Origin of the sequence: Mucilaginibacter sp. MD40 (genome assembly GCF_002288635.1) — a bacterium.
Taxonomy (GTDB): Bacteria; Bacteroidota; Bacteroidia; order Sphingobacteriales; family Sphingobacteriaceae; genus Mucilaginibacter.
On record NZ_NRSW01000001.1, the window covers coordinates 222,565 to 243,097 of the forward strand.

General features: G+C 44.4%; 16 protein-coding genes. 10 read left to right on the top strand and 6 right to left on the bottom strand.

The features are described 5' to 3' along the window. The first annotated feature begins 8 nt into the window (after positions 1-8). The 3 genes from typA (at position 9) to CKK33_RS01025 (ending at position 4,297) form a co-directional block, all read left to right on the top strand. Positions 9-1,820: a translational GTPase TypA gene (typA, locus tag CKK33_RS01015; protein WP_095702316.1), complete on the top strand. Its 1,812-nt coding sequence runs from the start codon at positions 9-11 to the stop codon at positions 1,818-1,820. Between the two features lie 90 nt (positions 1,821-1,910). Next, positions 1,911-2,912 carry an Ig-like domain-containing protein gene (locus CKK33_RS01020; RefSeq protein ID WP_095702317.1) on the top strand — a complete coding sequence of 334 codons (1,002 nt, stop codon included), beginning with the start codon at positions 1,911-1,913 and terminating at the stop codon, positions 2,910-2,912. Between the two features lie 65 nt (positions 2,913-2,977). Beyond that, positions 2,978-4,297: a flippase gene (locus CKK33_RS01025; protein ID WP_095702318.1), complete on the top strand. Its 1,320-nt coding sequence runs from the start codon at positions 2,978-2,980 to the stop codon at positions 4,295-4,297. Positions 4,298-4,361: 64 nt separating this feature from the next. On the opposite strand, the gene CKK33_RS01030 is transcribed toward CKK33_RS01025, so the two are convergent. Further along, positions 4,362-5,207: a tectonin domain-containing protein gene (locus tag CKK33_RS01030; RefSeq protein WP_095702319.1), complete on the bottom strand. Its 846-nt coding sequence runs from the start codon at positions 5,205-5,207 to the stop codon at positions 4,362-4,364. A 174-nt stretch (positions 5,208-5,381) separates the two neighbouring features. Between CKK33_RS01030 and CKK33_RS01035 the strand changes: the two genes are divergently transcribed. The 7 genes from CKK33_RS01035 to CKK33_RS01065 all read left to right on the top strand — a co-directional run bounded on the left by CKK33_RS01035 (position 5,382) and on the right by CKK33_RS01065 (position 13,923). Beyond that, positions 5,382-6,035, top strand: coding sequence for an FkbM family methyltransferase (locus CKK33_RS01035; protein WP_095702320.1), 654 nt, complete (start codon positions 5,382-5,384; stop codon positions 6,033-6,035). Positions 6,036-6,070: 35 nt separating this feature from the next. Beyond that, positions 6,071-9,613, top strand: coding sequence for a gliding motility-associated C-terminal domain-containing protein (locus CKK33_RS01040; protein WP_095702321.1), 3,543 nt, complete (start codon positions 6,071-6,073; stop codon positions 9,611-9,613). 9 nt (positions 9,614-9,622) lie between these two features. Beyond that, positions 9,623-10,393 carry a bifunctional 2-polyprenyl-6-hydroxyphenol methylase/3-demethylubiquinol 3-O-methyltransferase UbiG gene (locus CKK33_RS01045; RefSeq protein ID WP_095702322.1) on the top strand — a complete coding sequence of 257 codons (771 nt, stop codon included), beginning with the start codon at positions 9,623-9,625 and terminating at the stop codon, positions 10,391-10,393. Positions 10,394-10,425: 32 nt separating this feature from the next. Continuing rightward, positions 10,426-11,346: a glycosyltransferase gene (locus CKK33_RS01050; protein ID WP_095702323.1), complete on the top strand. Its 921-nt coding sequence runs from the start codon at positions 10,426-10,428 to the stop codon at positions 11,344-11,346. A 240-nt stretch (positions 11,347-11,586) separates the two neighbouring features. Next, entirely contained in the window at positions 11,587-11,829 is a 243-nt protein-coding gene (locus CKK33_RS01055) for a hypothetical protein (protein ID WP_095702324.1), read from the top strand. Positions 11,830-11,905: 76 nt separating this feature from the next. After that, complete coding sequence (locus tag CKK33_RS01060; RefSeq protein ID WP_233138122.1) at positions 11,906-13,000, top strand: AI-2E family transporter; 1,095 nt, start codon at positions 11,906-11,908, stop codon at positions 12,998-13,000. 41 nt (positions 13,001-13,041) lie between these two features. Then, positions 13,042-13,923, top strand: coding sequence for a DMT family transporter (locus CKK33_RS01065; protein ID WP_095702325.1), 882 nt, complete (start codon positions 13,042-13,044; stop codon positions 13,921-13,923). On the opposite strand, the gene CKK33_RS01070 is transcribed toward CKK33_RS01065, so the two are convergent. The 5 genes from CKK33_RS01070 to CKK33_RS19675 are packed head-to-tail and all read right to left on the bottom strand — an operon-like array spanning position 13,924 to position 20,048. Next, positions 13,924-14,871: a hypothetical protein gene (locus tag CKK33_RS01070; RefSeq protein WP_095702326.1), complete on the bottom strand. Its 948-nt coding sequence runs from the start codon at positions 14,869-14,871 to the stop codon at positions 13,924-13,926. It lies immediately after the preceding gene. Positions 14,872-14,894: 23 nt separating this feature from the next. Then, on the bottom strand, positions 14,895-15,614 hold the full coding sequence (gene recO, locus CKK33_RS01075) for a DNA repair protein RecO (protein ID WP_095702327.1): 720 nt from the start codon (positions 15,612-15,614) through the stop codon (positions 14,895-14,897). Continuing rightward, positions 15,604-15,969 (bottom strand): diacylglycerol kinase family protein, encoded by a 366-nt coding sequence (locus tag CKK33_RS01080; protein ID WP_095702328.1) that lies wholly within the window; start codon positions 15,967-15,969, stop codon positions 15,604-15,606. The genes recO and CKK33_RS01080 overlap by 11 nt, the downstream gene beginning before the upstream one ends. Beyond that, the gene (locus tag CKK33_RS01085; RefSeq protein WP_095702329.1) at positions 15,966-16,166 is read right to left on the bottom strand and encodes a hypothetical protein; all 201 of its coding nucleotides are present in this window, start codon (positions 16,164-16,166) and stop codon (positions 15,966-15,968) included. The genes CKK33_RS01080 and CKK33_RS01085 overlap by 4 nt, the downstream gene beginning before the upstream one ends. A gap of 39 nt (positions 16,167-16,205) precedes the next feature. After that, complete coding sequence (locus CKK33_RS19675; RefSeq protein WP_095702330.1) at positions 16,206-20,048, bottom strand: methylmalonyl-CoA mutase family protein; 3,843 nt, start codon at positions 20,046-20,048, stop codon at positions 16,206-16,208. Positions 20,049-20,533 lie beyond the last annotated feature (485 nt).

Sequence of the window (20,533 nt, forward strand, 5' to 3'; positions counted from 1 at the left end):
CGCATTTCATGCAAAAAATCAGAAATATTGCGATCATCGCACACGTTGACCACGGTAAAACCACCCTGGTTGACAAAATTTTACACAGCTGCGCCATTTTCCGCGACAACCAGGAAACCGGTGAGCTTATTCTTGACAATAACGACCTGGAGCGCGAACGCGGTATCACCATCGTGTCTAAAAACGTATCGGTACGTTACAAGGATGTGAAAATAAACATTATTGATACCCCGGGCCACGCCGACTTTGGTGGCGAGGTGGAGCGTGTATTGAAAATGGCCGATGGCGTATTACTGCTTTGCGATGCTTTTGAAGGCGCCATGCCGCAAACACGTTTCGTAACCCAAAAAGCTTTGGCTTTAGGCCTGAAACCAATTGTGGTAGTTAACAAAGTAGATAAAGAGAACTGCCGCCCCGAAGAGGTTTACGAGCAGATATTTGAATTGTTCTTTAACCTTGAAGCCACCGAAGAACAGCTGGATTTCCCGGTGATCTACGGTTCATCAAAACAAGGCTGGATGAGCACCGACTGGAAAACTCCTACTCAGGATATTTTCCCGTTGATGGATGCCATCCTGGAGAACATCCCTGCCGCGCCTGAAAATGAAGGTACGCTGCAAATGCAGATCACCTCGTTAGATTACTCGTCTTTCGTAGGCCGTATCGCTATTGGTCGTGTGGCTCGTGGTACCATCAAAGAAAATATGCCTGTGTCACTGGTAAAACGCGATGGTAAAGTGGTTAAATCGCGCATTAAAGAGCTTTACACTTTTGAAGGCTTGGGTAAGGTAAAAGCTACCGAAGTAAAATCGGGCGATATTTGTGCTGTTGTAGGTATTGATGGTTTCGAGATCGGCGATACCATTGCCGATTTTGAAAACCCGGAACAACTGGAGGTAATCAAAATTGATGAGCCTACCATGAACATGCTGTTCACCATCAACAACTCACCTTTCTTTGGTAAAGAGGGTAAATTTGTTACCTCACGCCACGTACGCGACCGCCTTTACAAAGAGATGGAGAAAAACCTGGCGTTAAAGGTTGTAGAAACCGATTCGCCTGATTCATACCTGGTATATGGCCGTGGTATCCTTCACTTGTCGGTACTGATCGAGACCATGCGTCGCGAAGGCTACGAATTACAGGTAGGCCAGCCGCAGGTAATTGTTAAAGAAATTGACGGTGTAAAATGCGAGCCGGTTGAAACCCTGATCGTTGACGTGCCGGGCGATGTTGCAGGTAAGGTAATTGAGTTGGTTACCCAACGCAAAGGCGACCTGCTGGTAATGGAGCCAAAAGGCGACTTACAGCACCTTGAATTTGAGATCCCATCACGCGGTATCATCGGTTTACGTAACAACGTATTAACCGCTACTGCCGGTGAAGCTATTATGGCGCACCGCTTTAAGGCTTACGAGCCCTGGAAGGGCCCAATCCCAGGTCGTTCAAACGGTGTATTGATCTCTATGGAAAAAGGCCAGACAACGGCTTACGCCATTGATAAATTGCAAGATCGCGGCCGTTTCTTTGTTGACCCTGGTGTTGACATTTACGAAGGCCAGATACTGGGCGAGCACATCCGCGATAACGATTTGGTGATCAACGTAGTTAAAGGCAAGCAGTTAACCAACATGCGCGCCTCAGGTTCTGACGATAACGTACGTATCGCGCCGGCTATCAAATTCTCGCTTGAAGAATCAATGGAGTATATCCAGGCCGACGAATACATTGAGGTTACACCACAAAGCATGCGCTTACGTAAGATCTACCTAACCGAGAACGAACGTAAAGTAAACGCCAAAAAGTTTGTGAATCAATAATTGGTTAGATAAAACCATAAGAATGAAGATACAAGAGCCGGTGAATATCACCGGCTCTTTTTATATATTTACAAAAAATAAACCTTACACATGAATAAACTATTTACCCTGTTGCTTATACTTATAGCTGTTAGCGCGGGTTCATGCGTTAAAAACGCAGACGTACAACCAGATTCCATTACGCTTAATTATACCGACCTCACCCTGCAGGCAGGCAGCGGGAAACAGTTACTGGCATCGCGCTATGATGCCACACAGATCATCTGGACATCGTCTGACAGTACCGTAGCGTCTATCAATGAAAAGGGCGTAATTATGGCGCTAAAAGAGGGTACAACCTTAATGACGGCCAAGAGCAAGCAATATAACGTTACCGCTACCTGCACGGTAAAGGTTACTCCCCTGATTGTTGAGGGTAAAGATATTGGCATAGGTGCCGATGGTTCGGTATTTATTATAGGTACCGATAGTACATCTGCAAGTAGCGGATATAGTATTTCCAAATTGGTTAATAACACCTTAACCAAGCTGCCTGATTGTGGCGCTGTAAGGGTTGCTGTTGACCCCAAAGGCATGCCCTGGGTAGTCACCAAATCACATAGTATATTAAAATACAATGGCACTACATGGGTTGCTTTGCCCGGCACTGCTACAGATATAGGCATTGGTGCTAATGGGGCGGTATATGCCATTGGTAATATTGAAGTATCGCCTACGGGTGGTAACAACATCATGCGCTGGAATGGTACAGCATGGGAAACCATGCCTGATTGCGCGGGTACACGCATAGCCGTAGCACCTGATGGCACGCCCTGGGTAGTTAATAAATCTAACCTTGTTTACAAGTATACGGGCAACTATCTGTGGGATCCTATGTATAACGTTTACGCCTATGACATAGGTATAGGCGCTAACGGAGCTGTATTTGTAACAGGTATGAAGCTTGGCAGCAATGATATACACGTATACCAATGGAACAACTTCAACTACGACTGGACAGATCTGAATGTTTTGGGCGGCACCAACATTTCTGTAACGCCCGATGGGCATGCATGGTGGCTTGATAAAAATAATATCCTCCAGAAACGATAATTAATAAGTAGCAGAGCCCGGCAAACCGCCGGGCTCTGCTTTTTTTATACATTTGTGCAGTAGATATGCGCATACCCCATATTCCCGGATTTGATAAGCAGGCTTTAAACAAGTATTTTAAAAATACCGGGATGGCTTTTATTGGCAAGGTGGGCAGTTTGGTAATTACCATGCTGGTAAATATCCAGATAGCCAATTACCTGCACTCCGAGCTCTTCGGTATCCTTAATGGCGCTATTACCTATGTGTATTTTTTCCAGGCGATAACATCATTAGGGTTAGACCAATATATTGTTAAAGAGCTGCATCAGCACCCCGAAAACCGCGACCGCATACTGGGCACCTCATTCAGGTTAAAATTATTTGCAGGGTTGCTGGCGTTACCGCTTATTTTTCTGGCCTACCACCTGTATCCGGCAAAAAGCACGCCTTACCTGTTTGTATTCATCTTGTCGTTTACAGGCGTTATCCAGTCTTTTAATATTATCGACCCCTATTTCCAATCGCAGGTACAATCCAAATATATTATGCAGGTACAGGTTACTGCCTACCTCATTTCCGCGTTTATTAAGCTGATGCTTATTTATGTGTTTAAAGCCCCTGTGTTATGGTTTGTGTACGCGTTTTTATTTGATTGGATATTGTTATCGGCAGGGTATATCATTACCTACCGGCACAACGGCTACAGCATTTCAGGGTGGAGTTTTAACAGCAAACTCGCGCGTAAGCTGGTATCGTTTTCATGGCCACTCATTATATCAGGCGTTATGGTTTCCGTTTATATGCGTATAGACCAGATCATGCTGCAAAACATGCGCAACGCTTCTGAAGCCGGAGCCTATGCCACGGTAGTAAGGTTTAGCGAGGCCTGGTATTTTATACCATCTGTAATAGTAAGCACGCTCTTCCCGGCCATTTTAAATGCCAGGCGTGATGACATAGAACGATACAAACGTCGCCTGCAAAACCTGTACGACCTGATGGTTTACATCAGTTTACCGGCAGCTATTGTAATCAGTTTCGCGGCACCGCTGATATATAAACTATTTAAACCCGAATATGCCAGCGCGGCACCGGTGCTGGCAGTGCATATATGGTCGGGCGTGTTTGTTTTTTTGGGTGTAGCCAGCGGCCAGCAGCTCATCGCGGAAGATCACGCGCGGCTCAGTTTTATACGCACCGGTTTTGGCGCTATCGTAAACATCATATTCAACTTATTACTTATCCCTACAATGGGCATGATGGGTACAGCCATCGCTACGCTTATTGCCTATGCCTCGTCTACCCTTTTCGTTATTTTTATACCAAAAGTGAGCAGGCAGGGTGTAATGATGTTTAAATCATTATTCTTTATATCATTGTTGCGCAAAATCACAAAAAAATAAGTCTAAGCGAATTACCACTTAGACTTAAGATTTACCGATAGGTGTTATTTCTTTTGTAAGAGCATTATAGATTAAGATTTCTATAAATTAAATGAGAGGCATTAACAGTCCACGGATGACCGTTAGGATCTACGGTTACATTTACACCGCTACCTAAAGCTGTATCTGTCCAGCCTGTACCATTCCATTTCGAAATTTTATACCCTCCTGTAGAAGAAACAACAGTTGTTCCTGAAATATATACAGCACCATTAGCACCAATTCCAATGTCAGTTGCAGTACCGGGCATCTGTATCCATAAGTTTCCGTTATATTTATAAATCAGGTGAGATTTATTTACCACCCATGGCGTACCCTGTGCATCAACAGCTATACGTACGCCGGCCGCGCCAGGCATAACTGTCCAGCTGCTTCCATTCCATTTCAAAATTCTGAAACCTCCGGTTGGAGACACTGTGGTAGTGTCAGTTATAAAAACCGAGCCGTTGGCGCCAATACCGATATCTGTAGCAGTTCCCGGCATTTGTGTCCATAAGTTTCCGTTGTATTTATAAATGAGGTTAGATTTATTTACCACCCATGGTGTACCTTGTGGATCTACGGCTATTTTAACACCAGCCGCGCCAGGCATAACTGTCCAGCTATTTCCGTTCCATTTTAAAATTCTGAAACCTCCGGTTGGAGATACTGTGGTGGTGTCAGTTATAAAAACAGAACCGTCAGCACCTGCGCTAATATCCGTACCTGCTCCTGGTAACAATTCCCAGACATCAGCAGGAGTGGAAGCTGTTTTTAAAGTAATGTTTTCTGGTTTAGATACCGCTCCAACTGTTTTAGAGTTTTCTTTTTGGCATGCTGTAAAAAGAACTGCCAAAGATAATCCGTAGAGAATAATTTTTGCTTTTTTCATGTTTAATAAGATTAAGGTAAATCGAAAACAATTTAAAAATTAATCTTTAATTGATTGTTAATCAAAAATTAAATTCCGATTAGAAGTTTAATTTAGCCCAATAAATTATTATACAGTATAATTTTTGTCATACGATTATTTGTTATTTTCACCCTTTCAAAAAATTACAAAACGTTGAGTACCTTTTCCTCCCTTATAAAAGTTTTAACCAAACCTGCGCACCTGCGCGCATTGCTATCATTCAATAATAAAGGCTATTTAACGGATATCGGATGGTTCAAGGCTTTTGACAGCCGATCGCCGGTTGATGCCGACGGGAACCCCATTCCCTGGGTTACTTATTCTTTTATTGATTTTATAAAAGATAAACTCAGCAAACAGCTTAGCATTTTTGAGTTTGGGTCGGGCAACTCCACCTATTTTTACGCGAAATATGCAGGCAGCGTAGTTTCTGTTGAACATGATAAACAATGGTTTGACAAAATTGTGCAATCCGGGAAAAAACCCGCCAACGCGGAAATGATCTACTGTGAACTGGTACGTGATGGCGAATACTGCCGTGCCCCGTTAAAGCTGGACAAAAAATTCGACATTATTATCGTTGATGGCCGCGACCGGGTAAACTGCTGCAAAAAAGGGATTGAAGCCCTAAGCGAAAACGGCATCATGGTGCTTGATGATTCGGAACGGGAAGCTTATAAGGAAGCTGTTGATTTTTTAACTAGCAAGGGTTTTAAACATTTGCTTTTCAGCGGCATATCTCCCGGTCTGTTTTATCGTAAATCAACTTCGGTATTTTATAAAGCGGATAACTGCCTGGATATATAGGTTAACGTCCGGCAAAACTCTTTAAAAACTAAACCTTGTTACCCGCGCATAAATCATCATCCTTACTGTTTTTACGCTACCTATTTAAAGTTGCTGTAAGTAGTGGCATCGCTGCGCTTCTGCTTTTATTTATTTGCCAAAATGTATTTGCGGCTAAAATCGCGACTACCGATAATCATCCCTTAAATGATTCCACCGCCGGAAAATTAAAGAGATTAAGGGCTGCCGGGAATTGTTACGATGTAAATTGGACTACCTGGCCTTCTCAAAACAACATAAACAGTTTAACCGGTAGTATAATTGATGCTGATGGTACACCGATCAGCATTAATATGGTGGCGAATTATTCATTTGGCACCACGCCATCTATCTATTCATTTAGTAGCAGGCTTAGCGGTTATCCATCAGCCATACCCAACGCTACGGTTCCAAAAACGGAATGGGCTGCAGGCGCGGGCGGTACAACTACAATGTGCTTCTCAAGGAAAGTTACCAATCCGGTTCTTTTATTAGCTTCATTGGGTAGCTCAGCACCTCAAAGTGCTTCGCTTGATTTTTCTACTCCATATGTTGTTTTATATGACGGCGGTGGAATGGTTTATAATAGCAGCACAAAAATTACTGGTACCGAAGGATATGCCATAATCATGTTTCCGGGAGATTTTACCTGCGTAACCATTAACTCAACCACACCGGAGAATTATACCAATTTAACTTGGGGTATAAGACCACAACCTTTCAATATTAACATAAATGATGGCGCGGTAACTTGTGGCAGCACCACTGTAACAGCAGACGGCGGCGTTTCCTATCATTGGAGCGGCGGCGACACACCGAATCAGCCAAATAACACTTTTCGTACGAGCGGCGTTTATACAGTTACAGTAACCAACGCGGCGGGTTGTGTAGCATCGGCATCAAAATCAGTTACCGTTTATGAAGGAGTGCCGTTAATCACCGGATTTTCGGTACCCGGGCAAGTTGCGCCTGCCACAATAAATCAATATGATAAAACTGTAGAAATTACCGTTGCCGATGGCACTGACTTATCAGCTTTAACACCCCAAATTACCACATCTGATGCTGTAAGTGTTATCCCTGCGATAAACACTACTCAAAATTTTAATACGCCCGTTAACTATACGTTAAGCAATGTTTGTGCTAATGTATTTTACAAGGTAACTGTGAAAACACAAACTGTTGTTATACCTATTAGCGCATGCCCGGCTACCCCGGTTACTATGGCAGGGGCAGAGGTAACGCCGCCCGTTAGCAATTTTTTATGGCAAAGAGAGGAAGCGGGCAATTGGGTAACAGCCGAAGGAATTTCCAACACAGCAAATTATATCACTAATGCTCCTTCAAATTTAACCGGCTTTGATATCATCAGAAATTACCGGCGGGTTGTAAACAAAGGGGGAATTATAACCTATGATTCATACTACCGGTTAACTACCAACGCAACAACAGCACAAAATGTAATTTCTGTTGATAAACCGGTTACCTGCGGTACAGGTATCCAGCATATTTATTTCACCGGTAATGTCCCTAAAGGTTACTTGGGGTATTCATCCTATCAATGGCAAACCAGCGCGGATGGTATGAATTGGCAAAACGCAACTAACGCTATTGCACAAAACTGGGCATTAAGTATTGTGCTTTCCAATAAGTTGTGGGTTAGGCGTGTTACTAAAACCGGCGATTGCGAGGCTTACAGTAATGCTGTATCAATTGATTATATAACGGGCCCTACTACAGCTGACGCCGGCCAGCCAGTTACACTGTGTAACCTAAGCTCTTACACGCTACAAGGCAATAATCCTCAAACAGGAGAAACGGGCACATGGTCTGTAACATCGGCAAGCGGTTATAATCCTTTCAATGCATCCAACATCCATGATCCTCATGCAGTGATAAACGGCCTGCCTGCAAACACGCAATTGAATTTTACCTGGACCATTACTAAGCCAAACTGCGATGAGGCAAGCAGCGCTTCGGTACTTATTACAAATGGTATCAGCAGCAGCATAACAGGTTTTTCTGTCCCGGGGCAGAACAGCCCGGCAATTATTGATCAAACTGATCATACCATAACGGTTTCTGTATCACCACTAATCGATCGCGCGCACCTGACACCAACAATCACCACCGATAATGGCACACTTATTCCGGAATCAGGTGTAGAACGTGATTTTACATCTCCGGTAAATTACACCCTGTCCAATGTTTGCGCCAATGTCACTTATAAAGTTATTGTTACCCAAATTGTACCGGAAGTATTAAACATTTGCCAAGACGCTTTTAACATCCTTTTGCCCGGGACGGATGTAAACGGCGCAACATACCAATGGGAAAAGCTCATCAATGGCACCTGGCAGTCGGTTGGTAGCGGTGGTAACAACTCTGATTATATTGCACCTATTTCGGGAGGCTCTTCGGCAATAGTAGTAGAAAGCTACAGGCGCAGAACAATAGCTAATGGCATAATTAACTATCAGCCCTACATAAACGTCAATATTAACCCGCAGATAAATAATAATACTATTAGTGGGAATACCAATGTGATATGTGCAACAGGCTCCAGAAATGTAACCATATCCGGTACTACGCCAACAGGCGGCAATGGCATTATCACTTATAAATGGCGCGTAAGTGCTGACAATGTAAACTGGCAAATTTTAGACAACACCAACGGAAAAGATTATCAGTTTATATTTAACGCAACAACAAAACAATATTACTCAAGATTAGCCTTATCAGGAAATTGCCAAACAGCGAGCAACACCGTAATAATTGATTATGCAGGTAATGTAACGGTAAGCACGGTAAACGTTTCGCCATTATCATGCGGACAAACGCAGGTGACATTAAACGGGAAACAACCGGGCAGTAATGAAGAAGGTACCTGGAGCCTGGAGGGCCCGGAGGGGTATAATCCGTTTAACAATGAGAATGTCCATAACCCGCTTGTTACATTAAACAACGTTCCGCCTGACGTGGATATTAAATTTACCTGGACTATTGCACAGCAAATTTGCGGCGCATTTTCAAAAGGCAGCACCTCGGTACACATTAACAGTAACCCAATTGCTAATGCAGGTAACGACGTTTTAATTAAGAATGGTGAGAAAACAACGCTCAACGGTAGTGTAAGCGCTAATTCAACCTTTTTTTGGTCGCCGGCCAATGGCTTAAGCGACCCAACCATTTTAAACCCGGTAGCATCACCTGTTGAAACCACCGTTTATACACTTACAGCCACAAATGCTGCCGGATGCAAAGCCTTTGCGAGTGTAAAAATCACCGTAGATAATGAACTGCAAATACCTAACACAATAACACCTAATGGCGATGGAATAAATGATACCTGGGTAATAAAGAATTTGGAAAATCATCCTAAAGCAAGCATTCAGATATTTACCCGGTCGGGCACCCTGGTGTATTTTGCGAAAGGTGGTTCAAAAAAATGGGATGCCATCTATAACGGTAAAAAACTACCTGCCGCTGTATATTATTATATTATCACTTTAGATGACGACAACGCAAAAAAAACAGGCTGGGTAACAGTTATTTATTAATATTGTGCTATGGAGGCATCACAACTCAGCGGCAACGTTAAAACCGCTTATGATGAGTTTTATAAAAAGCATGATGAGGACTGGCGCATGCTTGGCGCCAAGTACAAGGCGCAGCATATTATAGAGGTATGCGGCGGTCTGCAATTTAAAACGGTGCTGGAAGTAGGTGCCGGCGATGGCAGTATCCTCAAATACCTGTCTGATGCCGGTTTTGCGCCGGAATATCATGCGGTTGAAATATCCGACAGCGGCGTTGAGCATATTAAGAACCGCCATATTAACGGCCTCGCTTCTGTGCAGGTATTTGACGGCTATAAGCTACCCTTTGCTGATAATAGCTTTGATCTTATTATTCTTTCGCACGTATTGGAGCATGTTGAACATGAGCGCCTGCTGCTGCGCGAATTAAAACGTGTAGCCCGCCATTTTGTAATAGAGGTGCCTATTGATTATAAAACCAACGTAGATAAGCGCATAAAGCATTTCCTGGCTTACGGGCATATTAATGTGTATACGCCCACCTCGTTACGCTATTTGCTGCAAACCGAGGGTTTTGATGTAAAAAAAGATCTTACTTCTATTATAGCGCCGGAGGTAACCCGCTTCAATACTTTTGTCAATCAAAAGAAACCGGCCAATTTGTTCAATCAGCTCAAAATATCGGCCGAATACCTGGTTAAGAAAACGCTGATCGGCCTGATCGCGGGCATGGGCGAAAAGCTGGCCAACGCCTACACCGTTTTATGCACCAAAACCGATAAACAGGCCGAGATATTTTAAATAACTTTGCCGGGTACCATTAATTGATCCAATTGAACGCCTCCCCTGCTCCTATAGCGCTATTTGTATACAACCGGCCTGCGCATACGCTCGAAACACTCTCGTATCTGAGAAAAAATGAATTAGCGGCGCAATCAGACCTGTATATATTTTCTGATGGGCCTAAAAGCGAAAAAGATGCCGCCAATGTAGCGGAGGTCAGGAAGATAGCTGCTGAAGTATCGGGCTTTAAAACGGTAACCTTAATCGCTCGCGAGCGCAACATGGGACTGGCCAACTCGGTGATCAGCGGGGTTAGCCAGTTGGTGGCAACACATGGCCGAGTAATTGTTTTTGAGGACGACCTTATTTCATCACCCTATACTCTCGAGTATTTTAATGACGCCCTTAACCATTACCAGGACGAAGAAAAAGTGATGCATATCAGCGGTTATATTTTCCCGCTGGAGAACGCCCACCTGCCGGAAACATTCTTTTTCCGCGCGGCATTAAGCTGGGGCTGGGCCACCTGGGCACGCGCCTGGAAAAACTTTGAGCCCGATGTCGATCAACTCATCAGCCGTTTTGATGACGAGAAGATAAAACAGTTCTCTATAGAAGGCACCATGAACTTCTGGAAACAGATACAGGACTTTAAAGCAGGCAAAAATAATTCTTGGGCTATACGCTGGTACGCTTCGGTATTTCTTAACGGCGGGCTTACCTTAAACCCTTCGCAATCGCTTATCCACAACATCGGGCATGATGGCAGCGGCACCCATTCTAATATAGAGCATATGTACGGCGTAAAACTGGCCGGGCACCGCATCACACAGTTTCCGGATAAAGTTGAGGAAAACACGGTGGCCTACCAGGCTATCAAACACTTCCTTAGCCGCCGCAAAGGCAGCCTCTTACAGCGCATGGCACGCTTCGCTAACCAACTCATAGTTAAATACTTTTCTAAAAAATAGCTTTATTAACATTCGGGCATGTATTTTAATATTTGTTAATAAATATTATTAAAATATATAGTCTACATAATATATAGATATTATATTTGTGTAATTATTATCTATCTCTTCAACCAATTGTTCTTTATGATAAATAATGAGGTCAGTAAAAACACATAAAGAGAAAACCAGACGTTTTCTCTTTTTTGTTTCCGAAACATTGGCGCCGTTTTTTGTGTTAAACAAATAAATGCTAAACCAATGAAAGAAGATAAAGATACCGCCCCCGCAGAAAAAGATGGCAAATATGAGTTTGATATACACTACTCGGGCCGCGAGCTGCACTGCAAAGTAGAAAAGGAGCAAAACAAGCTAAGCGTGCAGATAGATAACAATATCAATGCCGAGCTTACTGTACAGGAAGATGGCTGCCTGATACAAACCGGCGGCTCCGACCTGCCCGACTCGGCCATAGATTATATCAAGAAACGCATTTTAGGTTAGTTTTTTTCTGCCTGTAACCAAGAGCACAAGTAATTTGTGCTCTTTGCATTTTATAGCATCCAGCATATTCCTGCTTATGACCATTCAATACCTTAACCAAACGCTACGTATACTCCTGCTTTTTATTCTCACTTTCGCCGTATTGTATTTTGGCGCCGTAGTGCTTATACCGCTTACCTTTGGCCTGGTATTGGCCCTCCTATTGCTACCCCTCGCCTCCTGGCTACAGGCAAAAGGCCTGGGTAACGGCCTGGCGTCAGCACTCAGCTTGGTTAGTTTAATAGCGGTTGTAGCGGGTATAGTTACGTTACTGCAGTATCAGTTAACCGATCTGCTTGACGATCTGTCTAAAATAGAACAACGCGTTAATGAACTGATCGAAAGCACTAAGGATTACATACAGCAGCATTTCGGAGTATCACACAAGGAGCAGCAAAAGATCATTAAAGAACAGCAGGCGGGTGGCATGGGGCAGGCGGCCGGTATGGTTACCACGCTGTTAGGCTCACTGGCAGGTATACTGGTTGATACCATTTTGGTACTGGTTTATACCTTCCTGTTTATCTTTTATCGTGCCCATTTCAAAAAATTCATCCTGCGGCTGTTTAAGGCTGATGACCGCCCAACTACCGAAAAAGTGCTGGACAACTCCGGCAAGGTCATACAAAGTTATCTGGGTGGCCTGGCCATGATGATTGTTATGCTTTGGATAATGTATGGCATTGGCTTTACCATTGTAGGTGTTAAAAACGCTATATTTTTCGCCATTTTGTGTGGCATATTGGAGCTGGTACCCTTCGCGGGGAACATTACCGGCACATCCATTACCGTGCTGATGTCGCTGGCGCAAAGCAGCGATACCAAGATTGTGTTTGGGGTGCTCATTGTTTATGGCTGTGTACAGTTATTGCAAACCTACGTACTGGAACCCATTGTGGTGGGCGACAGGCTAAACATCAATCCGCTATTCACCATACTCATTATTGTAGTTGGCGAAGCGGTTTGGGGTATAGCAGGTATGATACTGGCTATACCACTGCTGGGTATCTTCAAGATCATTTGCGATAATTTTGAACCGCTAAATGATATCGGTTTCCTCATTGGCCCGCCAAGGGAAAAGAAAAGCGAGCAGGGTAATTTCATAACAAGGCTGTTTAAATCTAAAAAATAGCTTTATTTAGGCCTTTGATGGTTCTCATCGTTCCTTAATACATGAATAAAAACTTTCTACCGGGGCTTGTTTTTGCCATACTGTGGGCAACGGGTTCTGTTGCCGCTAAGTTTGGCGGCCGGTCAGCAGATCTACTATTATTGGCATCGGGCAGGTTTATCTTAACAGGCATTATTTTCCTGCCTTTGCTAATATTGCAAGGGAAACATCGCATATGGCCCAGGGATGGGGAATGGAGCAAGATATTTATTTATGGCTTGCTGAACACTACCCTCACGCTAGGGGCTTTCTTCGCCTCGCAAAAATATGTGTCAGCAGGCATCAGTATGTTGTTCCTCGCGGTAGCACCGCTGGTTATAGCGCTGTTTTCGGCAGTGTTACTAAAAAGGAAGCTTACACGCTTTGAGATATGCGGCATGCTGGTATCTTTCACGGGTTTAATCATCGCATCTTTCAATGAATTTAAAACGGCGCATGTAAGCTATCTGGGAATAGTGTTGCTCACCATTTACATGATCTCTTACGCGGCAGGCAGCGTTTATTTCTCAACGCTTAAACTTAATATGCCTAACGTGGCATTTAACCTGTGGCAAGTATTTATAGGCGGCTTAATGCTGCTGCCCTTTTGTGGCGTTTTATCACAATATCACATACGTCACTTCGATGCTAACCTGCTGTTATCATTGATCTGGATGATTATTGTGTTATCTGTATTTTCTAACCAGTTATGGTTATACCTCATCAGGCAGGACCCTGTAAAAGCTGCCGCATGGCTTTACCTGGTCCCTGTTTTTGGCTATGTGTACGGCTACCTACTATTAGGTGAAACAATAACTCCTTTAGCCTTGGCGGGTACCGCATTGGTGATAACTGGTTTGATCTTGTCAAAAAGAAACCGGGCTGTTGTGCCAGGAAGGGAATAATTACTTCCCGGCCATTATACCTTTTACGTTTACCGATATGGTGCTGGCATGTTTCATCCCCAGCGTTTCGCCGGGCAAGGTGGTCATAAACAATTTTAAATAGGTGTTCATGATACCTGTTGAAACCTTAATATAGTTAGCCTTTACATCTTCATCGCCCAGGAAAGGAACAAGCGGCCTGTTGTAATGCCACACGCCTGCCGAGTCAACCGTGGCTTCAAATGAATAGTTAAAATCCTGGTAAGCCTTATGGATCACAATATCATAGGTCGGGGTAAGGTAATCGTCATCGGTAGCGTATTTATTATCCAGCAGGCTGGGCTTGGTTTTACGCTTGGTTACCTTTAGGTTAGGGTTTTTACTGATCAACTGTACAGGGTTTGCCGCCGCGAAAGCCTTTTTAATATCGGCATTGGCCTTAGCTACCAGGCCACGCACAAACAGGGTATCTTTCCTGCTGGCGGCTTGCAAGTGCTTCAAATCCTTTCCGGTTCTTTTTATAAAAGGTTCCGAATAGAGTTTCATCACCACGCGCGACTTGTGTATATCTATCGAATCGCCCTGTGCCTCCAGTAGTTCAAAAGTAAGGCTATCCCTGCTCATGTTCTTCATTTTAAGGAAAGCATGGGCGATGTTAAAAACAGAATCGGTACCCAACGCCAGCGGGAAATTAAAGTACTGGTCTTTTACCGGGCTATACAATGCCGCCGAATCATCAGATACGAAACGCAGGCGCCAGTCGGGCGTTAAATGGTACCCATATTCGTTAAACGAGAGGCCGTTTTTTTGCCTGCGAGATACCTCTATAAAATTAATACCCTCTACGCTTTTAAAAGATATTTTAGGCTTTTCGCCATGCCCCGGGCCACTATCGCGGTATTTACAGGCGGCAAAAGCCAAAACAGCGGTAATGATTAATGGTAGTGCGTTTTTATACGTGACAGACATGCCGCTAAAATATGTATTTAATGTTATGAGCCCAAAACCTCTTCCAATACCTCGTGCGAGTTAATATTACCAAAGCCTTCGATATGCAGGGCATAGTACTCCAGAAGTTTGTTAATAAGATAACGGCGTTCGTCATTACTTAGTTTTACCTCATTCATACGGCCAAAGCCACACTGCAACAGCGCGTAGAAATTTTTGGTATGCGGGGGCGACAGATAGTTTAAGGTATCGGGCTTGTAATGCACAAATACGCCGTCTTTCATGTCAAAATAATCGGCCTGCTGCCCGTGCGGGTAAAACCCGAGGTAACGAGTAAGCTGCAGCAGGAACAACAAATGAAAATTAGCTATCCCCGTACTATGATGATCGAGCAGCTCAATGGCGTTAAATATAAAGTCGAACAACCGCTCATCCGCACTTTGCTGTTTAATAGCTTTGTAAAGCACCTCGTTCAGGAACATGGCGATACAGCTTTTAATGACATCGTAGGGCACAGTTTGTAATAAGGGCTGGTTCTTTAACTCGGATATGCGCTGCACGCTGCCGTTGGCCTTATGGTATACCACCATATCTACCAGGTGCAGCGGCTGCAGCATATTACGGCTTATTTTAGCACGCGGCTTTTTAGCCCCGTTGATGATGTATGATTGCAGACCGAACTTTTCGGTAAATATCTGCACCACCACGCTGCTCTCGCTGTAATCGGTAGTTTTAAAAACTATCCCACGGGTTTTATGCAGCATGGAAGAGATGGATGATCTTGGGTAAAAAAATAATACCGCCTGTTACCAGCGAAAACAAGGCTACCAGCAGCACCGCGCCCGCGCTGATATCTTTTACATGACCGGCCAGCTTATTATAATTAGGCGATACCAGATCAGTTAAAGCTTCAATAGCGGTATTGAGCATTTCGGTAACCAGCATGAGCATGATACAGAGGATAACCCACTGCCACTCGTTAACGTTGATTTGCAGGTACCAGCCAAGCAACGAAGCGGCTATAGCAGCAAAAACATGTATCCGGAAGTTTTGCTGGGTAGTAAAAGCATACCTGAAGCCTTTAAACGCGAAGCCGAAACTGCGGATAAGCTTTTTCATTTGGCGCGGACAGCTTTAAACTGGTTGTATAATAAGATAAGAAAGCTCACGCATCCGGCCAGGCCGAAACCTGCCGTGGCGCCGCGCACGATATTCATCATATCGTTATTATCCTTATTGGCGAAAAAGAATTCTACCCAAAACAATACGCATGCCACCGCCAGCAATATTACCGTACGCCTAACCTGGTTCTTCATTTAATAAATTATGAGCCGTTAAGCTGCAAATATACAACATTACATGTTGCGCCGGTATTGGCCACCTACCTCGTACAAGGCATGGCTGATCTGGCCTAAGGAGCAATATTTACAAACCTCCATCAGGCTGTTAAAAATGTTGCCGCCAGAAATGGCTGTTACTTGCAACTGCTTTAACAGGGACTCTGCCTTGTGCTGATTACGCTGGTGAAATTGATCCAGGTTGTGTATCTGGGCCTGCTTTTCCTGCTCAGTAGCGCGTATCACCTCGGCCGGCACAATAGTTGGCGACCCTTTTTTATTCAAAAAGGTATTTACACCAATTATAGGGTATTCGCCATTATGCTTGAGGGTTTCGTAGTATAACGATTCTTCCTGTATCTTACTGCGCTGGTACATGGTTTCCATTGCGCCCAATACCCCACCCCTGTCGTTAATGGCTTTAAATTCGGCCAGTACGGCTTCTTCAACCAGGTCTGTCAATTCTTCAATAATAAAAGCGCCCTGTATGGGGTTCTCATTTTTGGCCAGACCCAGCTCGCGATTAATGATGAGTTGTATAGCCATTGCCCTGCGCACCGACTCTTCTGTTGGTGTAGTAATAGCCTCGTCATATGCATTGGTATGCAGCGAGTTACAGTTATCATATATAGCGTACAACGCCTGCAGCGTGGTACGTATATCGTTAAAATCGATCTCCTGCGCGTGCAAAGAGCGCCCACTGGTTTGTATATGGTATTTGAGTTTCTGCGACCTGTCGTTCCCCTTGTATTTATTTTTGATAGCCTTGGCCCATATGCGCCTTGCCACACGGCCTATTACCGCGTACTCCGGGTCGATACCGTTACTGAAAAAGAACGACAGATTAGGCGCGAAATCATCAATATGCATACCCCGGCTCAGGTAGTATTCTACATAGGTAAAACCGTTTGCCAGTGTAAAGGCCAATTGGGTAATAGGATTGGCACCCGCCTCAGCAATGTGATAACCCGAAATAGAAACCGAATAAAAATTCCGGACTTTTTCCTGTATAAAATACTGCTGGATATCGCCCATCATACGCAGGGCAAACTCAGTTGAGAATATGCAGGTGTTTTGTGCCTGGTCTTCCTTTAAAATATCCGCCTGCACCGTTCCGCGCACTGCCGATATAGCCTGTGCTTTAATTTTTTCGTAAACATCAGCCGGCAGCACCTGGTCGCCGGTAAGGCCAAGGAGCATTAGGCCAAGGCCGTTGTTACCAGGGGGGAGCGCGCCGGTGGAAAATGCCTCACCTAAATCCTCTCCAGAGGAGAGGACTTTTCTGTCTGGTTGTTTATTTAGAACTTCAGTTATCTTTTGAATTACTTGTTCGGTATTATTCAGCACCTCATCATTATCGAACCTGATTACATCAAACCCTTCACCGTTTAATACACGCGTTCTAACCTCGTCTTGTTCTGTTGTTAGCTGGTGATACCCGCCATCAATCTCTATCACTAATCCTTTGGGGATGCAAACAAAATCTGCAATGTAACCATCAATCGCATGCTGCCTTCTTATTTTAAACCCGATTTGGTTATTTCTGAACCTTTGCCATAATACAGTTTCCGCATCAGTAGGGTTCTTTCGGTTATCCCTTGAGTTAGCTTTTAAAATTTCCCAAAAAGCGAGATCAGCGGTTTCGAAACCGCGCTTTCCTGACACAGCAGGCTTTAAAGCCCTCTCCTCTGGAGAGGGTTTGGGTGAGGCACCATACACCGGCCGTTGCAGCCCCTTATCATCATACATCTCTTTGAACTTAGCTTCAACCAGGTGTTGGAGGTTATTTTCAGTGATATACTTCTCGCATTGCTGGTCAATAGCGGCATTCATGAAAAAGCCGAGCAGCATGGGTGCCGGGCCATTGATGGTCATGGATACCGAGGTTGACGGGTGGCACAGGTCAAACCCTGAATAGAGTTTCTTGGCATCGTCAAGCGTGGCGATGCTTACGCCGGAATTGCCTATTTTGCCGTAAATATCGGGGCGGGTATGCGGGTCTTCGCCATAAAGTGTAACTGAATCAAACGCGGTGGAGAGCCGGTGCGCAGGCTGCCCGAGTGATACGTAATGAAAACGCTTGTTGGTACGTTCCGGACCACCCTCGCCGGCAAACATACGGGTGGGGTCCTCACCTTCACGTTTCAGCGGAAAGACACCTGCCGCGTACGGGAACTCCCCGGGTACGTTCTCTGTTAACAGCCAACGCAAAACATCGCCCCAAGCCTCGTACTTCGGCAAAGCTACCTTTGGCACCTTCAATTGTGATAAAGACAGATAGTGCAGCGGCTGCCTGATCTCCTTATCGCGTACTTTGTAGATAAAATTATCGGCCTTGTATCTGGCAACTGTTTCCGGCCATTCTTTTAATAAGCGCCTGCAATCCGGGTGCAGATGCTCTTCGAGATGACGATAAATATCAGTGAGCCCATCCGACATTCGTTTATTCGATTCGGTACTATTCACCGTAGTTTGCCCTTTTAGGGTTTCAATGGTACCGTTTATTTGAAACAACTGCTGTGCTATTCGGCACTGTTCGTTCACCCAGTTGGTATAGGCAACGCTGCTTTCGGCAATTTCTGCCAGGTAACGTATCCTGTCAGGAGGTATGATATATATCTTTTCCGATTCACTTTTCTGCTCATCATCAGCTACCTTATTTTTCAGGAGCGAAACACCGGTTTTGTCCTTCACCGTTCGCATGAGTGCGGCAAACAGCGTATTCATCCCGGGGTCATTAAACTGCGATGCCATGGTACCGTACACCGGCAGTTCATCGTCTTTGGCGTCAAACAGCATATGGTTGCGCTTGTACTGCTTGCGTACATCGCGTATGGCATCCAGCGCTCCGCGTTTGTCAAATTTGTTCAGGGCTACCAGATCGGCAAAATCGAGCATGTCAATTTTTTCCAACTGTGTGGCAGCACCAAATTCGGGGGTCATTACGTACAGCGACAGGTCGCAGTAATCGGTGATCATGGTGTCAGACTGGCCTATACCACTGGTTTCCACTATCACCATATCATAACCGGCAGCCTTGCAAATATCAATTGCTTCCTGCACGTACTTGCTTAGGGCCAGGTTAGCCTGCCGGGTAGCCAGCGAGCGCATGTATATACGCGGGCTGTTAATGGCGTTCATACGTATCCGATCGCCCAGTAGCGCGCCGCCGGTTTTACGTTTGCTGGGGTCAACGGAAATAATGGCGAGCGTTTTATCGGTATGCAGCAGATACCGACGCACAATCTCATCTACCAGGCTTGATTTACCCGACCCGCCTGTACCTGTTATACCAAGCACCGGAATCCGGAGCGAAGTGCGGGGAACCGGCGTAGGGATATATTTATCCTGTTCAGCAGCGGATATAAGACGTGCAATTTGTTTAACCTTATCCGCACCCGCACCAATCTCTCGCTCTGTTAAAGAAAAATCACACTCCTGCATCATGTGGTTGATCATGCCCTGCAAGCCCATTTTGCGGCCATCATCCGGCGAATATATTTTACATATACCGTAAGCCTGCAGTTCGGTTATCTCATCGGGCAGGAAAACACCGCCGCCGCCGCCAAATATTTTGATGTGGCCGGCTCCGCGTTCCTGCAACAGGTCATACATATACTTAAAGTACTCCATATGGCCGCCCTGGTAGCTGGTAAGGGCTATGCCCTGCACATCTTCCTGTATGGCGCAATTCACAATTTCTTCTACACTGCGGTTATGCCCCAGGTGGATAACCTCGGCACCGGTACTTTGCAATATGCGGCGCATAATATTGATAGTGGCATCGTGCCCGTCAAACAAAGACGCGGCGGTAACCAGCCTGATTTTATTTACCGATTGATATGGGGTAATGCCATCCATGAAAACGATGATTACATTGGTGTAAAAACAAAAATAGGTATTTATATGCACGCATAGCAATCGGCTGGCAAAACAAAAATGTTACAAAATTAATGATAGGTTAATTTTACGTTATAAAAACCATTACAACCCTAATTTTCAGAAAGTTAATTAATCAATAACTTCAATTTAAATCAAAGAATATAAAATTTTAACACCAATAACTTTTGTTTAATCTAAAATTAATTAGATTTGTCATGTGATGCAACCCCAAAGTCATGTTGACTGCATTGCCATACATATACCTTTTGATACCCCTCTCTAATTGCTATTAATTAAACACTTACTGTTTACCGTGTACAGCTATGCTTAGGCGCGCAGGTTTGCGCCGTGCATCAAAGAATATAAAACGCTATTTGTTCTTTATAAGATCAGTTAATTAGTTAAGCAGCCTTCTTGAGCGTAGGGGGCTGTTTTTTAATTATTTATACTTAGTTAATTTAATT

Excerpts from the sequence above, each read along its gene's own strand:
- CKK33_RS01080 (WP_095702328.1), bottom strand. The coding sequence starts at position 15,969 with ATGAAAAAGCTTATCCGCAGTTTCGGCTTCGCGTTTAAAGGCTTCAGG.
- CKK33_RS01070 (WP_095702326.1), bottom strand. The coding sequence starts at position 14,871 with ATGTCTGTCACGTATAAAAACGCACTACCATTAATCATTACCGCTGTT.
- CKK33_RS01045 (WP_095702322.1), top strand. The coding sequence starts at position 9,623 with ATGGAGGCATCACAACTCAGCGGCAACGTTAAAACCGCTTATGATGAG.
- CKK33_RS01020 (WP_095702317.1), top strand. The coding sequence starts at position 1,911 with ATGAATAAACTATTTACCCTGTTGCTTATACTTATAGCTGTTAGCGCG.
- CKK33_RS01030 (WP_095702319.1), bottom strand. The coding sequence starts at position 5,207 with ATGAAAAAAGCAAAAATTATTCTCTACGGATTATCTTTGGCAGTTCTT.
- CKK33_RS19675 (WP_095702330.1), bottom strand. The coding sequence starts at position 20,048 with ATGGATGGCATTACCCCATATCAATCGGTAAATAAAATCAGGCTGGTT.
- CKK33_RS01055 (WP_095702324.1), top strand. The coding sequence starts at position 11,587 with ATGAAAGAAGATAAAGATACCGCCCCCGCAGAAAAAGATGGCAAATAT.
- CKK33_RS01025 (WP_095702318.1), top strand. The coding sequence starts at position 2,978 with ATGCGCATACCCCATATTCCCGGATTTGATAAGCAGGCTTTAAACAAG.
- recO (WP_095702327.1), bottom strand. The coding sequence starts at position 15,614 with ATGCTGCATAAAACCCGTGGGATAGTTTTTAAAACTACCGATTACAGC.
- typA (WP_095702316.1), top strand. The coding sequence starts at position 9 with ATGCAAAAAATCAGAAATATTGCGATCATCGCACACGTTGACCACGGT.
- CKK33_RS01085 (WP_095702329.1), bottom strand. The coding sequence starts at position 16,166 with ATGAAGAACCAGGTTAGGCGTACGGTAATATTGCTGGCGGTGGCATGC.
- CKK33_RS01065 (WP_095702325.1), top strand. The coding sequence starts at position 13,042 with ATGAATAAAAACTTTCTACCGGGGCTTGTTTTTGCCATACTGTGGGCA.
- CKK33_RS01060 (WP_233138122.1), top strand. The coding sequence starts at position 11,906 with ATGACCATTCAATACCTTAACCAAACGCTACGTATACTCCTGCTTTTT.